General features: G+C 61.5%; 12 protein-coding genes. 6 read left to right on the forward strand and 6 right to left on the reverse strand.

Translation table 11 applies throughout. The annotated features are described in order from the left end of the window. From SR3_RS20530 to SR3_RS20545, 4 genes are all read left to right on the forward strand, one after another. Positions 1-406 (forward strand): family 1 glycosylhydrolase (locus SR3_RS20530; protein WP_157099000.1); only part of this gene is annotated, 406 nt, incomplete at its 5' end. A gap of 64 nt (positions 407-470) precedes the next feature. Beyond that, entirely contained in the window at positions 471-2045 is a 1575-nt protein-coding gene (locus SR3_RS20535) for a GH39 family glycosyl hydrolase (RefSeq protein ID WP_068090208.1), read from the forward strand. Between the two features lie 10 nt (positions 2046-2055). Further along, positions 2056-3687 carry a family 43 glycosylhydrolase gene (locus SR3_RS20540; RefSeq protein WP_068090210.1) on the forward strand — a complete coding sequence of 544 codons (1632 nt, stop codon included), beginning with the start codon at positions 2056-2058 and terminating at the stop codon, positions 3685-3687. Between the two features lie 387 nt (positions 3688-4074). Next, complete coding sequence (locus SR3_RS20545) at positions 4075-6966, forward strand: TonB-dependent receptor (RefSeq protein ID WP_068090212.1); 2892 nt, start codon at positions 4075-4077, stop codon at positions 6964-6966. A gap of 372 nt (positions 6967-7338) precedes the next feature. Here the strand turns inward: SR3_RS20545 and SR3_RS20550 are convergent, their stop codons facing one another. Next, a complete protein-coding gene (locus tag SR3_RS20550; RefSeq protein ID WP_157099001.1) occupies positions 7339-7611 on the reverse strand; it encodes a hypothetical protein in 273 nt (90 codons plus the stop codon). Between SR3_RS20550 and SR3_RS20555 the strand changes: the two genes are divergently transcribed. Beyond that, positions 7610-9841, forward strand: a complete 2232-nt coding sequence (locus SR3_RS20555) for a WD40/YVTN/BNR-like repeat-containing protein (protein WP_084455772.1) — start codon at positions 7610-7612, stop codon at positions 9839-9841. The genes SR3_RS20550 and SR3_RS20555 overlap by 2 nt on opposite strands. A 5-nt stretch (positions 9842-9846) precedes the next feature. After that, positions 9847-11478 carry a DUF5597 domain-containing protein gene (locus SR3_RS20560; protein WP_068090216.1) on the forward strand — a complete coding sequence of 544 codons (1632 nt, stop codon included), beginning with the start codon at positions 9847-9849 and terminating at the stop codon, positions 11476-11478. A 151-nt stretch (positions 11479-11629) separates the two neighbouring features. Here SR3_RS20560 and SR3_RS20565 read toward each other — a convergent pair whose 3' ends face one another. From SR3_RS20565 to SR3_RS20585, 5 genes are all read right to left on the reverse strand, one after another. After that, a complete protein-coding gene (locus SR3_RS20565) occupies positions 11630-12961 on the reverse strand; it encodes an MFS transporter (RefSeq protein ID WP_068090218.1) in 1332 nt (443 codons plus the stop codon). A gap of 125 nt (positions 12962-13086) precedes the next feature. Beyond that, entirely contained in the window at positions 13087-14532 is a 1446-nt protein-coding gene (locus SR3_RS20570; RefSeq protein WP_068090220.1) for a hypothetical protein, read from the reverse strand. Between the two features lie 97 nt (positions 14533-14629). Next, positions 14630-18097, reverse strand: a complete 3468-nt coding sequence (locus SR3_RS20575) for a glycosyl hydrolase (protein ID WP_084455773.1) — start codon at positions 18095-18097, stop codon at positions 14630-14632. A 57-nt stretch (positions 18098-18154) separates the two neighbouring features. Next, entirely contained in the window at positions 18155-20548 is a 2394-nt protein-coding gene (locus tag SR3_RS20580) for a family 78 glycoside hydrolase catalytic domain (protein WP_068090224.1), read from the reverse strand. After that, positions 20545-22728, reverse strand: coding sequence for a beta-glucosidase (locus SR3_RS20585; protein WP_245654024.1), 2184 nt, complete (start codon positions 22726-22728; stop codon positions 20545-20547). Before SR3_RS20585 ends, SR3_RS20580 begins: the two co-directional genes overlap by 4 nt. Positions 22729-22880 lie beyond the last annotated feature (152 nt).

Genomic DNA, 22880 nt, shown 5'->3' on the forward strand with positions numbered 1-22880 from the left:
GCATCTGCCCCAGTCACCACGCATGGCCTCGCCCTGGCTCTATGTCGGCCCCGAGGCGCTGTACTGGAGCGTGCGCGCCGTCAACGATCTGTGGAAGCCCAAGGCGCTCTACATTTCCGAGAATGGCTGCTCGGCGGACGATCCGGTGTCGAGCGACGGCAAGGTCTATGACGGCGACCGCATCATGTATCTGCGCAACTACCTCACCCATCTCCAGCGCGCCGCGCGTGAGGGCTATCCCATCAAGGGCTATTTCCTCTGGAGCCTGATGGACAATTTCGAGTGGGAGGATGGCTACACCAAGCTGTTTGGCATCCACCATGTCGATTTCAAGACCGGCAAGCGCACGCCCAAGCTGAGCGCGGACTGGTATCGCGAACTGGTCCGCACCAACCGATTGGTGTGATGCTGACCCTGCCCCGGGCTAAGGTGCCCGGGGCAGGGGGCCATACAAAGATGAGGAGTGGGGTATGAACAAGATTGCGATGCTGGCGGCGCTGGCGGTCACGAGTTCGGCGCAGATGGCGTCCGCCCAGACACAGCCGCCACTGCCTGCGCGGGAGGTCCACATCGATGCTGTCGCATCTGGCACGCCGGTCGATCGCTTCTTCGATCTCTCGGTCGGCTCCGACTATCCCGGCACCCTGATCCGAGAGGACAGTCAGGCACAGTTGAAAACGGCGGTCGATGAGCTGGGCTTCCGCTACATCCGCTTCCACGACATCTTCCATGATGTGCTGGGCACCGTCCGCAAGGTTGACGGGCATATCACCTATGACTGGACTGGCATCGACAAGCTCTATGATGGCCTGCTGGCCAAGGGCATCCGTCCCTTCGTGGAGCTGGGCTGGACCCCGGCGGCGATGCGCACATCCGATCAGCAGCTGTTCTATTGGAAGGGCAACACCTCGCATCCCGATCCGGCGATGTGGCGCGATCTGGTCGCCGCTTTCGTCAACCACATGCGCCAGCGCCACGGCGAGGCCGAGGTGCGCAGCTGGTATTTCGAGCTGTGGAACGAACCCAACCTCGACGGTTTCTGGGAAAAGGCCGATCAGGCCGCCTATTTCGGCCTTTATGCCGATACGGTTCGCACCATTAAGGCCATCGACCCGCAGCTGCGTATCGGAGGACCGGCCACGGCGGGGGCCGCCTGGGTGCCCGAGTTTCTGAAATATGCCGATGACAACAAGCTGCCCGTCGATTTCGTGGCGACGCATACCTACGGCGTGGATGGTGGCTTTCTCGACGAGCAGGGCAAGCAGGACACCAAACTCTCGCCGTCTCCGGATGCCATCGTGGGCGATGTCCGCAAGGTGAGGGGGCAGATCGCCGCCTCGGCCTATCCTAAAATTCCGCTGTTCTTCACCGAATGGAGCACCAGCTACACCCCGCGCGACTTCGTTCACGACAGCTATATCAGCGCGCCCTACATCCTCAGCAAGCTCAAGGCCACGCAAGGTCTGGCACAAGGCATGAGCTACTGGACCTACACCGATCTGTTCGAGGAACCCGGCCCGCCGCCCACGCCCTTCCACGGCGGCTTCGGCCTGATGAACCGCGAGGGTATCCGCAAACCTGCGTGGTTCGCTTACAAATATCTCCACTCGGTACGCGGGCAGGCTCTGCCGACCGGCGACGATCAGGCGATGGTGGCCAAGGATGGCGGCAAGGTCTCCGCGCTTCTCTGGGACTTCCAGCAGCCGGTGCAGAAGCTCAGCAACAAGCCGTTCTACACGCGGCAGGTTCCGGCAACGCCGAGCCGTCCGGTGGCGCTCACCCTCTCGCATCTCAAGGCGGGCAGCTATCGCCTGCAGATCCACCGGACGGGCTATCGCGTCAACGATCCGCTCTCGGCCTATATCGACATGGGCATGCCCAAAGCGCTCAGCCCCCGGCAGCTTGCGCAACTCCAGCAGCAGACCGCCGACCGTCCCGAGCAGGACAGGGTGCTGCGCGTGGGCGTAGACGGCCATGCCACGGTCACTGTGACGATGCGCAGCAATGACATCGCCCTGGTCACCTTCGAACCCGTTACTAAGTGAGACGCCAGCCATGACGATGAACCGCCGCACGCTGTTTCAGGGCGCCCTTGCCGGGGCGGCGGTGCCTGCACTGGCGCGTGTCGCCGTGACCGGCGCACCTGCTCAGGCTGCTGCCCCGAAAGCTGAAAGGACAGCCGCGCCGCAATGGGGCGTGGGCGCCGATGGCCAGCGCAAGGCTGATCTGGGCAATGGCTTCTATCGCAATCCGATCGTCTCGGGCGATCACCCCGATCCCACGATCCTGAAGGATGGCGACGTCTATTACATGACGTTTTCCTCCTTCGACTCCTATCCGGCGCTTGTGATCTGGCGCTCCACCGATCTGGTCAACTGGGCGCCGGTCGGCCCGGCGCTGCACCGCAATCTCGGCACGATCTGGGCGGTGGATCTGGTCAGGCACGATGGGCGCTATTTCATCTATATCCCCGCCGATCCCAAGGGCGAGGGCTGGTCGATCTTCGTGATCTGGGCAGATGATATCGCCGGGCCGTGGAGCGAGCCGGTGGACCTCAAGGTCAGCGGCTGCATCGATCCGGGCCATGTGGTGGGGGAGGATGGCAAACGCTATCTCTTCACCAATGGCATCCGCATGATACCCCTGACCGATGATGGGCTGGCCACCAATGGCGCGCTGGTCAAGGCCTATGATCCCTGGCGCTATCCCGATGACTGGGTGGTCGAGAATTTCGCGCCCGAAGGCCCCAAGCTGCTGCGGCGCGGTAAATGGTTCTATCTGGTTACGGCCATCGGCGGCACCGCCGGGCCGGTGACGGGGCATATGGTGATCGCGGCGCGCTCTAAGTCGATCCATGGCCCCTGGGAGCATTGCCCGCACAACCCGCTGGTGCGCACGGTGAGCACCGCCGAACCCTGGTGGTCGCGCGGTCATGCCACGCTGGTCGAGGGGCCTGCCGGGGACTGGTGGATGGTCTATCATGGCTATGAGAACGGCATGCGCACGCTGGGCCGCCAGACCTTGCTGGAACCCATCGAATGGACACCCGATGGCTGGTTCCGTGCCAAGGGTGGCGATCTTTCGCAGCCCTTGCGCAAACCGCGGGGCGGCAAGATCAGCGCATCGGCGCCGGGCCTGTCGGATGATTTCGGCAGGGACCGCATGGGTGTGCAATGGAGCTTCCATGCACCCAAGCGCGATGAGGGGCAGCGGGCAAGCTATGGCGCTGGCGGCCTGACCATTACGGCGAGCGGTCGTTCCCCGGCGGATTCCTCGCCGCTGACCTGCCTTGTGGGGGATCGCAGCTATCAGGCGGAAGTGTCGATCGACCTCAATGGCGACGTCGAAGCGGGCCTTCTTTTGTTCTACAATTATAAAGCCTTCGTCGGCGTGGGCTTTACCTCGGACAAGCTGAAAATCTACGAATATTCCGAGGAATTGCCTTGGGCGGCGGTGCCGCATCAGGCGCGCAGCCTGCGCTTGCGGATGACCAACGACGAGAATGTGTTGACCTGGCATTATTCCCATGACGAGGGGCAAAGCTGGCAACGCCACGGCACTCGCATGGAGGTTTCGGGCATCCATCACAATGTCTTCGGCGGCTTTCTCAGCCTTCGTCTGGGGCTTTATGTCGCGGGAGAGGGCGGCGCGAAGCTGCGTGATTTTCGATATCGGGCGAGGGTGTGAAGATTGGCGGGCGCGACGCGCACTGCCACTGCGGCAGATGATTTTTCCATCGGATAGTCATCGATCTTCAATTGGATTGTCATGACATGGATAAAAATCAGTGATTCGTCTGCGAAAAGGGAATCAAACTAGTATGATTTGAATAATGATGAATCATATATGTCAACAAATAATTTAGAAAAATCTTCAATGGCGCTTTTGTGTCTTCATATTGATTCAAAATATAAAAAGAAAGCCAACGGATATTTTGCACAGAATTTTAAATATTTGACCGGATCGCGCCTTTCTCATAATCCTATAGTAGGACAAATGGTCGCAAGCGCGACGGGTCCGCTTTCAGAGCGAGAGGCGAAGGCCCGGCTCAGTGGGGATTTCAGGAGGGGTAGAATGCGGCGTTTCAAAATCCATACCCATGCAAGCATGATCAGCATGGCGGTGCTGTCTTTGGCAGCCACCCAGCAAGCTCATGGGCAGACATCAGAGCCGGGGGGAACGATCAATCCCGCAGATTCTGCCGCAATCGTTGTGACCGGGCGAAGAGCCGCGCTTGAATCTGCGGAGAACCGCAAAAAGAATGCGGCGACGATCGTGGATTCGGTTGTGGCGGACGATGCGGGCAAGTTGCCGGACAATTCTATCACCGAAGTGTTACAGCGCGTCCCGGGTGTGACCATCGTTCGCTTCGCGGCGATCAACGATCCCGACCACTATTCGGTTGAAGGTTCGGGCATCCAGATTCGCGGTCTTTCCGGGGTTGCTTCGCGTCTCAACGGTCGGGAGATCTTCAGCGCCAACGGTGGCCGCTCGCTGCTGTGGGGCGATGTGACCCCGGAGCTGATGCAAGCAGTCGATGTCTATAAATCCTCTTCAGCAGATCAGATCGAGGGTGGCACCGGTGGCTCGGTGGACTTGCGCACAAAGCTGCCCTTCGATTTCAAGAACGGGTTGCATTTTGCGGGCAGCGGCGACTTGAGCTACGGTGATCTGGCCCTGAAGACCGATTATTCGGTGTCGGGCATGGTGGCCGGCAAATGGAACACCAGCATTGGCGATATTGGCTTCGTGCTCGATGGTGCTTTCAGCCAGTTGACCTCGACCTCGCAATTCGTGCGTATGGAGCCGATGTTCCGGACCCGGATCACCGGAAACGATTATTACATTCCGGGCGGCTTCGACTATGGGCAGGAAAATTTCCGGCGCAAGCGTGACGGGATTTACGGTGCGGTCCAATGGGCGCCGAGCACGGCTCTGACCTTCACCGGTATCTTCTTCCAGTCGCGTTACCGCAGCAAATCGAGCGAGTTCGACTCCTTCGTCACCTCGCAGAGCCTGGCGGTTGATCCCAGCCAGAGCAAATTCGACGCCAATGGCGCGCTGATTTCCTCGCCGGCGGTGTTCCAGCGTGACAGTTCAACCTTCCTGCCCAGCAATGCGCCGATCACCGCCGGCGGCAGCACAGGTGCTTGGAACAGCCGCACCAAGACCCAGGACATATCCGGTGCGGTGAAATGGAATCCGGACCATGGCCGCCTGACGGTCGATGCTGCCTATCAGCACATCAATTCATCCTCGACGCAGCACCGCATGAACCTCTTCAGCACGGTGAATTATCCGACCAGTTATGGCCTGGGTTTGAGCGGCAATCTGCCATCGATCACCGTCGCCCCTACTTCGACCGCAACGCTTGGCGATCCTTCCAGCTATTCCTGGCAGGCCGCCATGCCGCATGACGAGAACAATCGCGGCAAGATGAATTCGGTCTCGCTCGATCTGACCTATGCCGTTGGCCAGGGGTTCATCAAGTCGTTCAAGCTGGGCGGCCGTTGCTCGAACCGGACCGAGCGCGATCTGAACAACAGCTATGCGTGGGCCGCACTGGGCCAAGTCTATAACGGCTATCCGATCGTCCCCTTCTCTGCGAGCCGGCCGGGAGACTATCAGCGTTACACTTTCGCGAACTTTTTCCACGGCGGGATCAATATCCCGTCAAGTCTTTATCTGCCTTCTTATAATTTTGCCGACACAGTCGGTGTGAATGAGGTGCATAATCTCTATGGCGGCACGCCCGGACGCGCTGAGGGCTATGTTCTACCCAACGACCAGACCGACTACAGCACCCGCACGCTGGCGGGCTATGCGATGGCCAATTTTGGCACGGAATGGGGGGATTCCTCGCTCACCGGCAATGTCGGCGCGCGTGTGGTCAATGTCAGGAACTCCAGCTCGGGCTATTTTCAGCAAAACACCGCCAGCTTCGTGCGCAATGGCTCGATCTATAATCTGAACAATGCCGCGCAGGTTCACGGTGGCGGTGCGGAATTCACCCGCGTTCTGCCTGCGGTCAACCTGACCTATTCGCCAAGCCGTCCGATCAAGATTCGTGCGGCCTACAACATCACAATGGACAACCAGTCGTTCAACGATCTGCGCGCTTCCGGGCAGCTGAGTGTTCAGACGACAGGCAATGGCTCTCCACCCTCCTTCGCCAACTACACGACCACGGCCGGCGATCCCACGCTCAAGCCGACGATGTCGAACAATTTCGACCTGTCGGTGGAATGGTATCCGCACGCAGGCACCAGTTTGCACGCGGGCGCCTTCTACAAGCGTATCACCGACTCGGTCGTCTATGGCGCCACCCAGCGTAATGTGACTGTCGCCTTCACTGATGGCACCACTGAGCAGGGCGTGGCGACCACCAATGACGCCCGCACCTCGAGCCAGGCTGCCACCGTCAAGGGCATCGAGGTCGGCGGCCGTGTGTTCCTTGACCGTCTGCCGGGCTGGCTCTCGGGCATCGGTGTGGAGGCGAACTACACCTACCTCGATAGCAAAAACCCGGGCGATCTCTATTACGACATCAATGGCGTGGCGCATAATGACGTGCCCTTGCAGGGTCTTTCTAAGCACAATGCGAATGTTGCGTTCCTCTATGAACACAACCCCTTCTCGCTGCGCATCGCCTACAGCTGGCGTTCGAAGTACCTGCAGTCGACCAATGCTAATGGCACGAACCAGAGCTACACATTCTACACGGCGCCGGGCGTGGGTAGCACCGTCGTCACCGACCTGCCGATCTATGGCGCCAATTACGGCACTCTGGACGGTGGTGTGACGGTGAAGGTGAACGACCGCGTGAGCTTCCAGATCCAGGCAACCAACATCACCAATGCAACCCAGCGGACGCTGATGGGCGGTTATCCTGGAGGTGCGTTGTATGGCCGCAGTTGGTTCCAGAGCGACCGCCGTTACCGAATGGGCCTCAACGTCAACTTCTGATTCCTCACCCTCCCGCCAAGCGAGGCCTATTGGCGGCCTCGCTTGGCGGAACTTCCAAACCCGCCGTCGCCTCTGTGCGACGGCGGGCTTTTTCCCAAATATTGTCAGGCGCGGTAGATGCTCTGACGGCCGTCGTAGCTGTGGCCAAGTCAAGGCAGGCACATCTTGAAGGCGCCCACCGAAATCATGACCGCCCTTGTCGAAACCATGGAATTCTGTCGGCCGAGCCATAGCCAGCAAGGCGCCATACGTGGCCAAGCTGTTGGCGATGGGAACCTGGCCCTCGTTGCTCGCCGCCGTCAGGAAGAAAGGGGTTTCGCTTCGGTGAGTCGGTTTTCTACCGAGGGAGTCTTGCGAAGCTGGGTGCCAGCGTTAGGGTCGAGCAGCGCATCGTGCGATGCCAGCATAGACGAGCGGCGGCGCGAGCACTGGATAGATCATGCCCACCAGATCGGGTCGGGCCGAAAGGCGGAGCGCCGCTTTGATGGGCTCATAGGTGGCTTTGGCAAAGCGCCTGTCGATGCTTCCAGTCAGAAGGCAGCCCGTTGAAAAGCCAAGCACCGATACGTGCATGCGACCAATGTCGATGTCTCCGCTATTCATTACAGTGATCAACAAGAAGTCAGGAAAAGAGGGCAGGGGCATGAAGACATCATTGTTGGAATGGGCGCTGTCCGTCGCGCTGTTAATAGGGGGATGCCTTGCCGCATCGCTGGCCTGGGCCGCGCCTCCGCCGGTGGCCTATGACTGGTCGAATGTCCGCATCGGGGGCGGCGGTTTCGCGCCGGGAATCGTCTTCAGCACGGTCGAACCCGGGCTTGCCTATCTGCGCAGCGATATGGGCGGCGCCTATCGCTGGGATGCGCGCGCCAAACGCTGGGTGCCTTTGCAAGACGGCGTCTCCGAAGGCAGCTATATGGGCGTGGAGAGCCTGGCGGTCGATACGGTGGATGCGGGCACGGTCTATCTCGCGGCGGGCATGGCCGCCCGCATGCCCTCGGCCATTTTCCGCTCCACCGATTATGGCGCGCATTGGCAGGTGACGCGCGCGCCCTTCGCGATGGGCGGCAATGAGGACGGGCGCGGGCTGGGCGAAAGGCTGGCGATCGATCCCTTCGACCATGCGCGGCTATTCTTCGGTTCGCGCCATCAGGGCCTGTGGCACAGCGAGGATGCCGGGGCGCATTGGCGTCCGGTGAGCGCCTTCCCGCTGGCCGGCCTGGGCTTGCCGAAAGCGCCTCGGCAGACGCATGGCGGCCTGTCCTTCGTGGTCTTTGATTCCATGCGCAAGGGTCGCATCTTTGTGGGCAGCGCCGATCCCGGCCCGCAGCATCTGTTCCTCTCGGAAGATGGCGGCGCGACATGGCGCGTGGTGCCGGGCGGCCCGCCCGCCGATCTGCTGGCCGCCAAGGCCATGCTGGGGCGCGATGGCATGCTAACCGTCACGCTCAATGACGGGATTGGGCCGAATGGTATCCGGCGCGGTGCGGTCTGGCAGCTCGACGCGATGGCGATGCGCTGGCGCGAGGTGACTCCGCTGCGTGGGGCCGAAGCGCCGCAGGGCGGCTATATGGGCGTTGCGGTTTCCGCGAAGGACCCGAAGATGATGGCCGTCAGCACGGTCGATCGCGGCAATCCGGTCGACACCGTCTGGCTGAGCCGCGATGGCGGCGCGCATTGGGACGAGCTGTGGCGCCGCTCGGTGCGCGATGTGTCGTCGACGCCCTTCCTCGATTTCAACGGCAAGGCCAATTTCGGGCACTGGATCGCCGGGCTGGCGATCGATCCCTTCGATCCGGGCCATGCTGCCTATGTCACCGGCGCGACGGTCTATGGCACGCAGGCACTGGACAAGCCCGGCGAGATGGCGTGGCAGCCCTGGACCCAGGGCATCGAGCAGACCGCCGTCATCACCCTGACCAGCCCGACCGGCGGCGCGCATCTGATCTCCGGCTTTGGCGATATTGGCGGCTTTCGGCATGATGATCTGGCGGTTTCGCCGCCGCGCATGCATTTGCAACCCTTCCTGACCAACACCAACACGCTGGATTATGCCGGGCTTGCGCCCGCGATCATGGTGCGCAGCGGCAACACCCATACGTTGAAGGTGCCCGATGCCTCGCTGGCGTGGTCGGCGGATGGCGGCGCATCATGGAGAGGTCTGCATCTGCCGCGCTGTGCGCCGCATGCCGATGGCTCGCCCTGTCCGGAGGAGACGGGGGATGCCGCGATCACTGTCTCCGCCGATGGCGCGGCCTTTGTGGCCGAGACCGACAAGCCGTTGCTTTCGCGCGATCATGGTGCGAATTGGACTGCGGTTTCGGGCCTGCCCCGCACAAGGGTGACAGCGGATAAGGTGGATGCGCGGCGTTTCTACGCGCTGGATTTCGCCAAGGGCCGCGTTCTGCGTAGCGACGATGGTGGGGCCAGCTTCCATGCCGTGGCGGGCAAGGGCCTGCCGTCAGATCTGACTGCCGCCCACTCCACCAACCGCGAGGACCCCGCGCCGCTGCTGGCCGAGACGGATCGTGCGGGCGCGCTTTGGCTGGCGCTGGGCGGGGCACTGTGGCGCTCGACCGATTTTGGCGAAAGCTGGCAGCGCAGCGGGCAGGCGATCCGCGTGGAGCGCTTCGGCCTTGGCAAGGGGAGCGTGGCGGGTTTTCCGGCGCTCTATGTGCTGGGTAGCGTGGCTGGCACGCGCGGCCTGTGGCGCTCGCTGGATGGCGGCGGGGCGTGGGCACGCATCAACGACAATGAACATCAATGGGGCCTGCGCATCCGCATGGTCTCGGGCGATCCGCGCCTGTTCGGGCGGGTCTATGTGGCGACAGACGGGCGCGGATTGATTTTCGGTGACCCGGCGAAGGGGAAATGACAGACATGCTGACGAAACTCGCGCCGCTGGCGCTGGCTTGCGCCCTTGCAGCGCAAACCGCCGCCGCTCAGACGACCACCCCGCTGCCCCGGCTGGAAAGCCGTGGCGGGCATCATGCGCTGATCGTCGATGGCGCGCCCTTTGTGATATTGGGCGGGCAGGTCAACAATTCCACCAACTATCCCGAGCCCTTGAAAACCGCATGGCCGGTGCTGGATGCCATGCATGCCAACACGGTGGAGGTGCCCATCGCCTGGGAACAGGTCGAGCCGGTGGAGGGCAAGTATGACCTCTCCTTCCTGCAGGATCTGCTCGATCAGGCCCGCGCGCATGACAAGCGCGTGGTGCTGCTGTGGTTCGGCGCATGGAAGAACACCAGCCCGTCTTACACGCCGGCCTGGGTGAAGCTGAACAATGCCCGCTTCCCGCGCATGAAAGACCCGCAGGGCAAGGATCACGGTGTGCTCTCGCCGCTGTTCCCCGCGACCATGGAGGCAGACCGCCGCGCCTTTGCGAAAGTAATGGACTATCTGCGCGATCATGACCGGCAGAACACCGTCATCATGGTCCAGCCCGAGAATGAGACCGGCTCCTACCGCGTGCCGCGCGATTTCTCGGCGGAAGGCAACCGGCTGTTTGCGCAGCAGATTCCGGCGACATTGGCGCGCAAGACAGGCAAGTCCGGCACATGGACACAGGCCTTTGGCGCTCAGGCCCCGCGTGCCTTCAACACATGGTATGTCGCCAGCTATGTCAATGCTTTGGCGCAGGCGGGCAAGGCGGTGAAGGCGCTGCCGATGTATGTCAACGGCTCGCTGGCGGGGCCCTCGAACGTGCCCGATCCCACCGGCGTGGCCAGCGGCGGGCCGCAGTGGGATGTGCTGGACATCTGGAAAGCGGCGGCGCCCGCCATCGATCTTGCCGCGCCCGATATCTATGATCGCGCCAGCGGCAATGTGATCCAGTATCTTGACAAATACACCCGGCCCGACAATGCGCTGATGGTGCCGGAAATCGGCAATGCCAAGGAATTCGCGCGCTTCTTCTGGCCCACCATCGGGCGCGGGGGCATCGGTTTCTCACCCTTCGGCATGGATGCCAGCGGTTACTTCAACTATCCGCTGGGGGCCCGCGCGCTGGATTCCAAGGAGCTTGCCGCTTTCGCCCTGCCCTATGCCACGGTGAGCAGCATCATGCGCGACTGGGCGAAGATCGCCGCCACACGCCCCACCTGGGGCACGGCCAAGCCCGACAATGGCAGCGACCAGTCGGTGACGCTGGGCCCATGGACCATCACCGCCAGCTGGGGCCAGTGGCAGTTCGGCATGAAGGACTGGACCTGGATCAAGGCCGATCCGGCGCCCTGGGCCAGCGAGCCTGTCGGCGGCATGGCGGTGGCCCAGCTTTCGGACCATGAGTATCTGGTCATGGGCGACCATGTGCGCATCAGCTTTTCGCCCGCAGACAAGCGCGATGACGGCATGGTCGTTTCGGTCGAGGAAGGCACCTTCCGCGATGGCAAGTGGGTCACCGCGCGGGTGTGGAACGGCGATCAGACCGATTACGGCCTGAATTTGATCGACCGACCTCAGGTGCTCAAGGTCACCACCGGCTCTTACGCCGATGGTAAGCGTTAGAACTCCCTGAAGAAAGCAGAGCGGTTTGCTGCTGTCAGTGAGGCGGGAACGCACATCTATGCCTTGCCTGCTTGGATTATTTCATTGTTGATCGAGCAGGCTTCGCCTCATCGCGTCGCGGAAGGGTATTGGAAGCTGCTTAATCTGTGCATTAGCGCTCCTCAAGAAGGGTCACAATTTTCTCATGAACACCGCGACGCAGCGGTGAAAACCATGTTGCCACCACGCTGCCGACCAGACCGATACCGGATAGCAGGGCCATGATCAGTCCAATTTTTTCGGCAGTTTCAGAGGCCACCGGCAGGTTTGGTCGGTAGCCAATGTACGACAGTGAGAGACTGTAAATACCTGCGGAAAGCCCGAGAGCGGCCTTTTGAATGAGCATGAACAAGCCGAACAGCACGGACTCGAGCCTTCGCCCACTGCGCCATTCCCCAAATTCGACCGTATCTGGCAAGGTACCCCAGTAGCCGACCTGGATCCCGGTCGTGATGACCTGCATCCAGGCAAAGAACAATGACGCGCCCAGCACCGAGCTCGGGCGCAGGATAAGAAACAAAGCGAGACCAATAAGGCCGAAAGATGCTGAACTGAGCCATAGGGCCCGTTTGCCGATCTTCTTCCCGATGGCGCCCCAGGCAGGGGCAGACATAAGAGACACGACCGCTGCTGCTGCCAAGGCGTAGCGGGCGCTGTTTTCATCGCCGACAACATATTTGAAATAATAAATCAGCGATTTGGTGATTGCCGTCGTTGACAGTGTGGCAAAAATCAGTCCAGCGACAAGGGATAGAAAAGCAGGGTTGGCCGCGATCACCCTTGGGCATTCGCGCAAGTTCAATGTGGGCGAGGGTACGCCGAGAGGCGGTTCTCGGACTGCTCTAACCGATATCAGGAGCATGAGTGTCGCTGCGATGGCGATGAGAATAGCCGTCCGGGCAAGCCCGCGGCCGGCGTCACCATGTCCCAGTACCTGAACAAGCGGTTGGGTAGCAAAGCCAATTGTCACCGTGGCGGCCGCCCCGAAGGTCATACGCAATGATGCCAGTGTCGTGCGCTCACGAGCATCAGCGGTCAATCGTGCACTCAGAGATGCAAGAGGGACGCCCACGATTGTGTAGCTTATCCGAAAGAGAAGGTGCGTCGCCGAGACAATGAGAAACAACGCAAGTCCGGTCGATGCCGGCGACCAATAGAGCAGCGAAAAGCTCAGGGCTAGCGGTCCGGCCCCAAACATCATCCAGGGACGGTACCGTCCCCACCGAGTGTTCGTTCTATCCATCAATATCCACATGATAGGGTCGATCAGGACATCAAAAATTGACGCAAATGCGTAGATCAACCCTGCGGATGCGACGGGAATTCCGACAATATCTGTATAAAAATAAAGAAGAAAAAACGTGCTGCTCTGCCAGTATAGATTGCACCCGTAATCTCCGGCTGCATAGCCGAGCTTGCGATGAAAAGGAATTTTCGCATTCATACTCGAGATGATTCCGGCGTTGGGTGCGCGTGTTGAGACCGATTTCTGCAGAAGAAAGATTGTTGCTTTCTGTCAATATGGCATATTCGATCTTATCGAAGTGAGCTCAATCACGCAGGCCCTTACTAAGGTTGTTTGGACAGTTTTGTGATCTGCCTCACACCGCTTGCCACGATAGCGTCTTCAGCGCAGCCCGGCTTCAGGCGCGATCCAATGACCTCGAACGTCAGATGGTCAGAGGCGGCGTTCGAGTAGATATATCCGGAATGAGCGTCAGGGCCGCTTGCCAGCGTGACCATAAGGGTCTTCGATGCCGGTGAGACCGCCTTGAGCCGGGTCGCGATGGCGCTGTAAACCTCACCATTGACTGTCACCAGATTGGTGTCGCCGATGCGCAGGGCTCCAACCTGAATTTTAACGTCTGCGCCGTCCCTGTAGGGCGGACGCACGCCTTGCCTCGCGGACATGTCGATCCGATCCCGACCGGGACAGGTCAACTCTTCTGCGGAACCGGTGATTGCAGGCCCAGCCTGCCAGCTGACATCCGGATTTTTGAGCGCCTCGATCGCCGCTTCGCCAAGCAGGACGCCATAGGCATGGACTAGCTCATCATTGAAGCCTTTGGCTTTCTCATAGGCGGGCTCGTCCTTCGCCGATATGGGGTGCTGCATGGCTTTGACGCCATCCGCATTGCTGTTGAGCGTCAGGGAACTTTGATACCATGGCTCGACCTGGCCAATGCGATCATCGGCGCGGTCCGCGTCGCCGTGGCGTGCCCCGGCCAATTGCAGGAAGGGGACCTGATAGAGCGCATTCTGATCACCAGAGGCGCCCTGGGCAAAGATGGCCACGGTCTTTCCATCATAACGCCGCTCGATATAGCTCGAGGCATCGCCGGGGAAATCGGCGCTGATGATGCCGGTGAGATAGTAGTCGATGGGGTGGGCGGCATAATCCATATAGATGCCGATCGGCGTTCCGTCGGCGGCGATAAAGCCGAGAACCGCAAGGGTCTTGTCCGATGGTCCGTTGCGGTCAGGTCCCTGATACCATGTGTCGTGGGCAAAGATCTCCTTGTTGACGTTGATGTCGAGAAGTGTGTGCCCATAGCCGACACGGGCTGGCTGAGCCTTGCCTCTTGCTGCCTGCACGGCCTCGACCATCGCCGCATTGACCGTTTTTACCGTGGGCAGATTGTCGGGTGGTGTGTCGCCGGCGGCGGCTTTCGTGCCTGCCGAATGGCTATGCACGGCCGAGGCCATGATGTTGGTGCGGGGGCATCCGGTGACGCGCGCGATCTCCTGAAGTGTCTGCTCCGATCCGCGCATGCTGCCCTGCTCGACACCAATCAACGCGCCGCAGGTCGTGCCATTGGCAAAATAGATCGCACGCACATGCAGATGGTCCCGGATCGATGTGGCCGGAAGGATCGCGCTTGTCGTGCCCTCTGGCGTGAGGGCCTCGATCGGCGGCGTGATATCGACAATGGCCGCTCCTGCCACGAATGTGTCGCCAGCAAGTGCAGGCGTGGCCAGCATGGCGCTGGCCAACAGGCCCGCCAGCGACTGCATCAGGAACCCCCTGGGTTTCAACGATCCCTTTGACATGATGTGCATCTCCCGAGCTTGTTGTTTGTCCGGATGGAGCCTCGCACGAGGCCTTGCCCCCCTATGGCTTGTCTTCAGCGATGATGGTGACCGGGCCGATAAGGCCGGAGGGGCGAAGCGGAGCGTCCGGTTTGTAAGGCATGCTCAATTCCTTGGCGGCGGCCGATGGGGATGTGCCGGGCTCCACCTTGCCGTCGGCGGCGGTGAAGGTGATCTTGTGCGTCACCCCCGGCTGGACGTCGCCGATCAGGCGGTTGACCCAGAGATTGACCGCGCGGATTGCGATATGGTTGCGGCCCAAGGCAAGGTATGGTGTGACATCGAGGCGATAAGGGGGCTTCCACGCGGTGCCGACGGTTCGGCCATTGATCAGCACTTCCGCGAGGTCGTTCACCTGACCAAGGTCGAGCCAGAGACGCCGTCCGCCGCGCAGATCGCTCTGCTGCAGGATCACGTCCTTGGTGTATGTGGCGATACCCGAGAAATAGCGGATGCCAGGGTCTCCATTCTCTCGAAAATCAGACAGCGTGTCGAACCTCGTCGAGGCGGGGGCGCCGCGACCGGGCTGGAAGCTGACGGTCCACGGGCCGCCGAGCTGCGCGACTGCCCGCATGACCGGGGCGGGCAGGGTGGCCGCATCCCGGGTCGCAGGCTTGCGGAACACCACGAAGAGCGAGCCGAAGCGGTCAAGCGGGACATCGACCTGTGTACGACCCTGCGCGATCCGGTAAGATGCCGGCTGAACCATGCCCGTCGCCGGATCCCAGAGCTCGGGGATCTTGCCGGTCACCCGAAAACTCGCTGAAATGGCTTGCGTGCGATCGATGCGGTTGGACAGGAAATAGGCCTCGCCGTCCTTCAGGCGCCGATGCATGAACATCACATGGCTGTCGGGCTGAGGTTTGGCATAGGTGAAATCCGCCGACAGACCGATCGAGTCCAGCGCGGGACCGGCGTCGGAACCCACATTCGGCAGGGGGTAGACATGGCCCTTGCCCAGCTGAACTACTGTTTGGCCACCGTTGCCGCCCGGCCACAGCTCGTCGAGGACTGCTTTGACGCGTTGGGGATCATCGGCAAGGCTGGGAGATCCTTCCGGCCGCTGTGCGATCAGGGTCGCGCCTGCCGCGACCAGATCGCGGACCTTTTCCAGCACCGGAAGCGAAACACGCGCAGTACCCTTTCCGAAGACGAGCGCGCGATAATCCATGCCCGATGCGGTGGTGAGCCTGCCGCTGGCCGCGCTCAGCTTTGTCAGGATCGCATCGGCATTGACATAGTCGTAGCGATAGCCTTCCGGGATCGATGGGTAACCGTCAGGATAGGCGGTGATGACCGGGCCAGCCTCGCCGTAAAAGACCGCAAGATCGCTTGCGGCATGGCCTTGCTGCAACAGATATGAAGCGCGTGAGAGATAATCGACCCAGGGTTTGGCCTGTTCGGCCCAGGTTTCGTTTCTGGTGAAATATTGACCGGGCCCGAGCGTCATGCCCGGTCCCTTGCTGACGGGCTGATGCGTCGAGGTGTGAATGACGAAACGGTTCGAGCCGGCGAGCAGGATGGCATCGGCGGTCGGCTTTAGGTCCCATGGCGCGGAACCGAAGCGTGGCCCCCCGGTCAGGGACTCTGTCGCGGTGATGTTCTGCCCGTAGATATGGGCAACCGAGGCCGACTCCTGGATGTCGTTGAAATAGACCGGTTCGATTTCACCGGGGTGCTCGACCTGCCACATCGCCCCCATCGGCACGTCGGCGGAGGCCTTCATTTCCATGCCTTCGCCCATTGTGGCGTAGATTGCTTCATGTGCTTCGCCGTAGCGGATCAGGCCATGCTCGTGGAGCATCGCCGTCAACTGGTCATAATGGTTGACCTTGAGCAATTGCTGCAGGGTTCGGCGCCAGTCCCATAGAAAGGCATCGCTGCGTTCAGGGCTTTCGACGACATATCCGGCCAGAGCAGGCAACCACGGCGTGGGATCATAGCCGCGCAGCCGCTTGAAATCCGAGAGGATCAGCGGCGTCCAGTTCTCATTGCTGGCCTCCCAACTGTCGAACATCATCGCGCGCAGGCCATGGCGCCCCATCTTGCCCGCGGTGGCATCGCGGTACATGGCCAGATAATGATCCATATAGCGCTTGACGGCGGCGGCATCGAGCTTGTCGACCTCCAGCCCGGTCGCTTCGGGAGACGCGGGCCGGTTCATGGCCCCGGTCAGTGAGTAGCCGATCCGCAGAATCTCCCAGTTGCCCGGGGGCGGGGTCCAGTCCAGATGCCCATCGGCTTTCATGCGGGCCGTAAGATCGATTTCCTCGACCGTGCGGATCGCGGCCTGCGTTCCCGCTGTGCCCGAAGGCAGGCCATAGTAATCCCCGTTCGTGACAAAGGCGGCCTTGTCCTCGAAGGAGTGGATCGTTGCTTCGGGGCGCAGGACAAGTTCATTGATGGGCACCAGATCCGGGGGCGGGGCAGAGGGCTGCGCAAAGCGCGGCACCCGGCGTTTGGGATCGGCCGGTTGCCTGATGCTGACAAAGCGGAAGTATCGCGCCTGCACGCTGTCGATGGAGATGGTCCGCTCGGGAGCACCACCCTGGATCTGCGCGCCCGTATCCTGCCAAACGTGGCCGTCCTGACTGGACTCCAGGCGGAATGCGAGCGGGGGAACGCCGAGCTTGCGTGCCGTGAGCCCGTCATAATAGTGGGAATTGAGCGAGGTGGCGAAGGTCAGCCCCCGGATCGTCACAGGATGACCGTAGTCGAACTGGACCCAGGAAAGATCCCCGGTTTGCGGCCCGGCGGGCAGATCGATCGCGCTGCGCTCGATATCGCCGTCTGACAGGCCATCGGGGTTGAGCGTCCCGCTGCTGGCGGTGATGACCGGGGTTGGCAGGCGGATATCCGCCGGGATCCGGACGGCGAGGACCTTTTGATCGACATAGAGTTCGGGCGGATTCTGGCCGGGTGCGCGGCCGCCCAGAATCCAGCCTGCGGTGCTCGTCTGGAACAGGCCGGTGGCACTGGGCGGCTTTGCCAACATGCCGTCGAAGTGCTGGCCATCGGTGATACGCGTCACCGACCATGCCATTTTCTTCATGGCATCGGGCGCCTTGACCCACGGGCCTCCCGTTTCGCTCCATCCCGGGGAGGCGGCGATGCCCAGTTCCAGATTCAGCCTGTCGGCATAGGCTGCCGTGTTGCGGAACACCTGCTTCCAGCCAGGGGTCATATAGGGCAGCCGCTTTGCGACCACTTGGGGTGTGGCATGACCGGCGTCAAAGCTCTGCAGGCCGGCTATGCCGATCCTTTTCATCCAGTCCATGTCCAGGCGCACGCCGTCCCATGTGATGTTTCCGTTCATCCAGTGCCACCAGACCCGAGGTCGGGCGGCGGGGCCGGGTTGGCTAAAGCCTGCAAGCAAGGGATCCGCCGGGGCGGGCTTGGAGACATGGTCCTTTCTCTCCCGCGCAAGTGACGGGGAGGTTAGAAAGCTGGCGGCCAGCAAGCCGATCGCAGCGAGTTTGAGCGCGCGCATTGTGTTTCCCTCTCCCTTTGCATTCTATGTTGTGCGGGACGTGATGAGATTGCGTCGCTATTTCGCGACTGTGACCAGGTTCCGGCCGCTGTGGAGTTTTTGGCTCGTGCCATGCCACGCGAATGAGCCTGGCAAATCATCTGGCAGAGTGATGTCGAAGATGCGCCGGTCGCCCTGCGTCTCCATGACGACCGAGACTATGCCGTGAGGCGTGGCCGCGTTGGCCTTGAACTGGTGCAAGGCGCCGGGATGCGGCTCCACACGAACAGAGCCATAGCCGGGCGAGGCCGTCTGAATGCCCGCGACGATGCCAAGGAGATCGGCTGTCGGGTGCGCGCTCCATGCATGGGTGTCCGAGCGAGTGTTGCCGCGCCGCTCGGGCCATGTCGTGAAGTGCTGGCCCATCAGCCCTCGCCATGTGGTGAGCATGGCAGGATAGTGGTCCGCCCATCCCGCATGCTCGACCGCCCGAACCAGATACCAGGCAAAATAATAGCTCGATTCAAGAATACCGTCTGGCGCCTCGATGCCCTCGGGCCGTATCGTCCTGGTCAGAATGTCTTTCATGTCGCTGCGCGGGGCGACATCGTAGAGCACGGCCAGGCTGTTGGTATGCTGGCTGAAGACAGTTTTTGACGGATCGTCGGCATAAAGGCGGCGTTGGGCGTCCCAGCATTGGCCGTTGATTGCCTTACGTAGCGCGCTGGAGCGGCGCTCGTAGTCTGTCGCGACCGCGCCATCGCCAAGCGCGCGTTCAAGGTCTGCGGCCTGGCCCAGGGCGCCCAGATAGACCAGCGATGTCATGCAGGATGTCCCGCTGGCCTTATCGAAGGAGGGGAAGGCCTCCCGTGCCATGGTCGGCTCGCCCACCCAATCGACAAAATTCCATTCGGGGTTACGTGTCAAAAGACCGTTGGCGGCGATATATTTGGCGTACCAGGCAAACACCTTGCGCGTTTTGGGCAGGTTGCGCCGCAGCACCTCGGTGTCTGGCTGTTCCAGCCAGTAGTCATGCATCATGCCGACCCAGAGCAAGGAAAACGGCGGGATGATGTTGCGCATGACATTGGGGTAGGCGCTTTCGGTGGTGCCATCAGCATATTGCGAATTGCCGAAAGCATCGATGGCCTGAACAGGGAGCCTGGCATCGCCCGAGACGGCGTAAGCGATCCGGGCCATCAGGCGCGTGTCGCCGGTGTACTGCAACTGCTCCCAGTAAGAGCTGTCCATGAAGGTCTCGTGAGCGTCGATCCTGGTCGTCCGCCAACCGATGTTCCATATGGCATCGAGGGCGGGATCGTCGCTGACAAACGAGCCGCGCTTCTCGAACGGATAGCCGGTTTCGCGCAGCGACAGGCTATCAAGGATCAGCGGGGCATCTGTGGTTTTCACCGCGATATCGAGATAACGCCAGGTGCGCCACCACAGCGGCGCGAAACTTTGCCCGGCGGTGCCGTCCGCAAGATAACGATCGGTCAGTCCCAGCACTTGCCGGTTGCCAACCTCGTTGCGATCGCCCTTTTTCTTGTCCGCATCATACAAGGCTTCTGCATAGCGCAGCGTCACCTGCGCCCCTTTCCCGCCCGAGAGCGCTAAAGCGGGATATGCTGAAATCATCGTCCCGCGATCGAGCAGGATGTGGACTTCGCTGTGTGCAGGGACCGTCGTCGAGGATTTAGGGAAATTGGTTGCACCGGGCAGATCGCTGCGCACCACATGGCCTGCCTCGGCGTTGGAGAACAGCATCTGAGGGAGCTTGTCTTCAACCAGTGTCCAGGGAGATGTCTCACTTGTCGCGAGGGCGGGGACGGCATTGGTCCACTTGCTTCCGCTTTCGAGAGCCGCCTGCCAGGCCTTGTCCGTTGCAGCCCCATCGACCGTTTCTTGTGAACCCGCAGCGTAGAAAACCTGTCCTAACTGGTCCTTCAGGGCAAGGAAGCCAGGGGTGAATTGGCGGTCGATAGCCTTGGCAACGCGCCAGCCTGCACCGCTGTCGATGGTGCCGGCTGTGCCGAGCCCATGGAGCCAAAAGCCTGTTCGCGCGCTGACCTGTGCCAGCGGGCTGGTCTTGTGAAGAATATCGGCGTCCGGCGTGACAGCGTTCCAGACCTCTGCGGTGATCACATTGTGGCCGCTGGCAAGATAAGGGGCCAGATCGAGGCGTTCATACCGCCAATGGGCAAGATCCCCCCGGGCAGGACCGGCAGCCACCCGCGCACCGTTGACGTAAAGGACGAAGCGGTTGTCGGCGCTCACTTCAATCGGGAAGCTGGCAGGCATCTGGGTGAGGTCGATGCTGCGCCGGAAATGCAGCACGACCGGGCTCTGGCCCGCACCGGCCTCCGGATGGGTGATCCATACAGGTTCCGCGTGGAGCGTGGCGCCAACTCCGATGAGCCATGCCGCGATGATTGAAGAGACGGCTCGGCGCCGCTTGAGCCCGGCGCTCATCGCAGAACCGAGCTGGTAACCGCTGCGGATGCGGACATCTGGACATTCTGGGATGATGCGCCAAGTTCGACGCGGTAAGCGCCAGCACGCACCTTCCAGCCTTTGTCGGGGCTTGACCAGTCAGCCAGCAGCTTGGGATCGACAACAACCGTCACCTTCCTGCTCTGGCCCGGTGCGAGGGATACGTTACCCCAGCCAATCAGGCGCTTGCCGGCAGTGCCGGCGCGATCCGTGACATAGAGTTGAGGGACATCCGATCCGGAACGTTCGCCGATATTCTTGACCGAAAAGTCGATTGTCAGCGTCTTGCCGCCCTTGATGTGCATGTCCGAATAGGCAAAGCGCGTGTAACTGAGGCCGAAACCGAAGGGAAACAGCGGCTTGAGTTGTTTGCGATCATACCAGCGATAGCCGACGTCGGAGCCTTCGATGTTGTAGTTGACGTCGAAGGGCTTGAGGTCATGCGATTGCGATCCCGGTTCGCGCGCCGGATCGGGTGTGTCGTCCACAAGAGGACGTGGCAACTGATCGAGGGACTGCGGGAAGGTGATCGGCAGTCGCCCGGTCGGCTCCGTGTCGCCCACTAGCATGCCAGCGATCGCTTCGCCGCCGCGCGCACCGGGGTACCAAGCCTCGGCGACGGCAGCGACCTTGTCGAGCCAGGGCATCAGCACCGGGCCGCCCGTTTCGAGCACGACGATGGTCTTGGGATTGGCAGCGGCAACGGCGGCAATGAGTGCGTCCTGGCCCTGTGGGAGGTTAAGGTCTCCGGCGTCGAGGCTTTCCGTCGTCCATTGCGTCGCGAAAACGATTACGACATCGGCATTCTTTGCAGTCGCCGCGGCCGCGGTCGGGCTGAGGCCCGCATCGTAGGTGACATGGCTATCGGAGTTCAGCCTGGCTTTGAGTGCCGTCAACGGCGATGAGGGCTGAACCATCATGTCGCGGCCGCCCTGAACGGCCAAGCGCAGGGCAGGGCCCCCTTCGGGGGCAACCTGGGACGATCCGCCGCCGGACATGACCCCGATGTTTGCGTAACCACCGATCACGGCGATACGCTTTGCGCTCTTTGCGAGGGGCAGCACGCCATCGTTCTTGAGCAACACAATGCCTGCCGCCCCGGCATTCTGCGCGATGGCGTTATCGGCTGCTGTATCAATCGGGTGAATGTGCGGAGGATGATCGAACAGCCCTGAAGCGATCATCGATCGCAGGATGCGCCGCGAGGCATCGCGCACGCGGATCTTGAGCGCGGGATCTGCGGCAATGGCCTTGGCAAGATCCTGGCGGAAATAGGGACGCGCATCATAATGGTCGCCCGATTCCCGGTCGAGCCCGGTGCGCAGATCGTCGATGCTGCGCACCGCGCCCCAATCCGACATCACGAAACCGGGATAGCGCCAGTCGCCCTTGAGGACGCCGTTGAGCAGGAAATCGCTCTGGCATGCGTGAGGACCGTTGTAGCGGTTGTAGGAGCACATGACGGCGCCAGGCTGGCCGCGATCCATCGCGATCCTGAATGCGAGCAGATCGCTGTCGCGGGCTGCCGGTTCTGCGATCACCGAATTGACGATATGGCGACCGGTCTCTTGCGGATTGACCGCAAAATGCTTGACCGTTGAAATCATGTGGCTGTCCTGGATCGCTCGGATCGTCTCGCCCGCCAGTGTTCCTGCCAACAGGGGATCTTCCCCGAGATACTCGAAATTGCGGCCATTGCGAGGCTCACGCGTGAGGTTGACGCCACCTGCGAGCAGAACATTGAAACCCTTGGCGCGTGCTTCCTGAGCGATCATCGCGCTGCCCCGATAAGCAAAGTCGGGGTTCCATGTCGCGGCCAGTGACATGCCGGATGGCAGCGCGGTTGCTCCGTCCTTGCGAAAGCCGTCAACCCAGGCGACGCCAAGACTGGCATCCGTTTCCTGCAGCGCCGGAATGCCAAGGCGGGGAATGGGAGGCGTGAAGGAAGCGGATCCGACCGCACCTGGGGACAGAGGCTCCCCGGTGCGGTCAGGGCGCGCAAAATCACTGTAAAGCAGGCGGACGCGCTCGGCATCGGTCATTTGTGCTTCAAGCGCCGCAGCTTGCTTGTCCGGCGATCCGGCGGGAAGCGAGGGAGCCGCGTGAGCAGCAGTCGTGCACAACAGCATTGCGACCATGGATCCGCTGAAACTACGCAATTGTCTCTCCTGTAAATCGGTTGGTACCCGCTCTCCTGAACGGAGCAGGTGTTTGTGATAACGTTGGCAGGCAGATCGAAAGCCATTGTCCTGCGAGTATCGCTCGCGCTCCGGGACGTGCGGTTATGCGCGTTTCCAGACACGATACCGCC

Source organism: Novosphingobium rosa NBRC 15208 (genome assembly GCF_001598555.1).
In the GTDB taxonomy this organism is placed as follows: domain Bacteria; phylum Pseudomonadota; class Alphaproteobacteria; order Sphingomonadales; family Sphingomonadaceae; genus Novosphingobium; species Novosphingobium rosa.

What these genes read in the sequence shown, in the direction of transcription:
- SR3_RS20555 (WP_084455772.1), top strand. Translation starts at nt 7,610, where the DNA reads ATGAAGACATCATTGTTGGAATGGGCGCTGTCCGTCGCGCTGTTAATA.
- SR3_RS20535 (WP_068090208.1), top strand. Translation starts at nt 471, where the DNA reads ATGAACAAGATTGCGATGCTGGCGGCGCTGGCGGTCACGAGTTCGGCG.
- SR3_RS20540 (WP_068090210.1), top strand. Translation starts at nt 2,056, where the DNA reads ATGACGATGAACCGCCGCACGCTGTTTCAGGGCGCCCTTGCCGGGGCG.
- SR3_RS20580 (WP_068090224.1), bottom strand. Translation starts at nt 20,548, where the DNA reads ATGAGCGCCGGGCTCAAGCGGCGCCGAGCCGTCTCTTCAATCATCGCG.
- SR3_RS20550 (WP_157099001.1), bottom strand. Translation starts at nt 7,611, where the DNA reads ATGCCCCTGCCCTCTTTTCCTGACTTCTTGTTGATCACTGTAATGAAT.
- SR3_RS20575 (WP_084455773.1), bottom strand. Translation starts at nt 18,097, where the DNA reads ATGCGCGCGCTCAAACTCGCTGCGATCGGCTTGCTGGCCGCCAGCTTT.
- SR3_RS20565 (WP_068090218.1), bottom strand. Translation starts at nt 12,961, where the DNA reads ATGAATGCGAAAATTCCTTTTCATCGCAAGCTCGGCTATGCAGCCGGA.
- SR3_RS20545 (WP_068090212.1), top strand. Translation starts at nt 4,075, where the DNA reads ATGCGGCGTTTCAAAATCCATACCCATGCAAGCATGATCAGCATGGCG.
- SR3_RS20560 (WP_068090216.1), top strand. Translation starts at nt 9,847, where the DNA reads ATGCTGACGAAACTCGCGCCGCTGGCGCTGGCTTGCGCCCTTGCAGCG.
- SR3_RS20570 (WP_068090220.1), bottom strand. Translation starts at nt 14,532, where the DNA reads ATGCAGTCGCTGGCGGGCCTGTTGGCCAGCGCCATGCTGGCCACGCCT.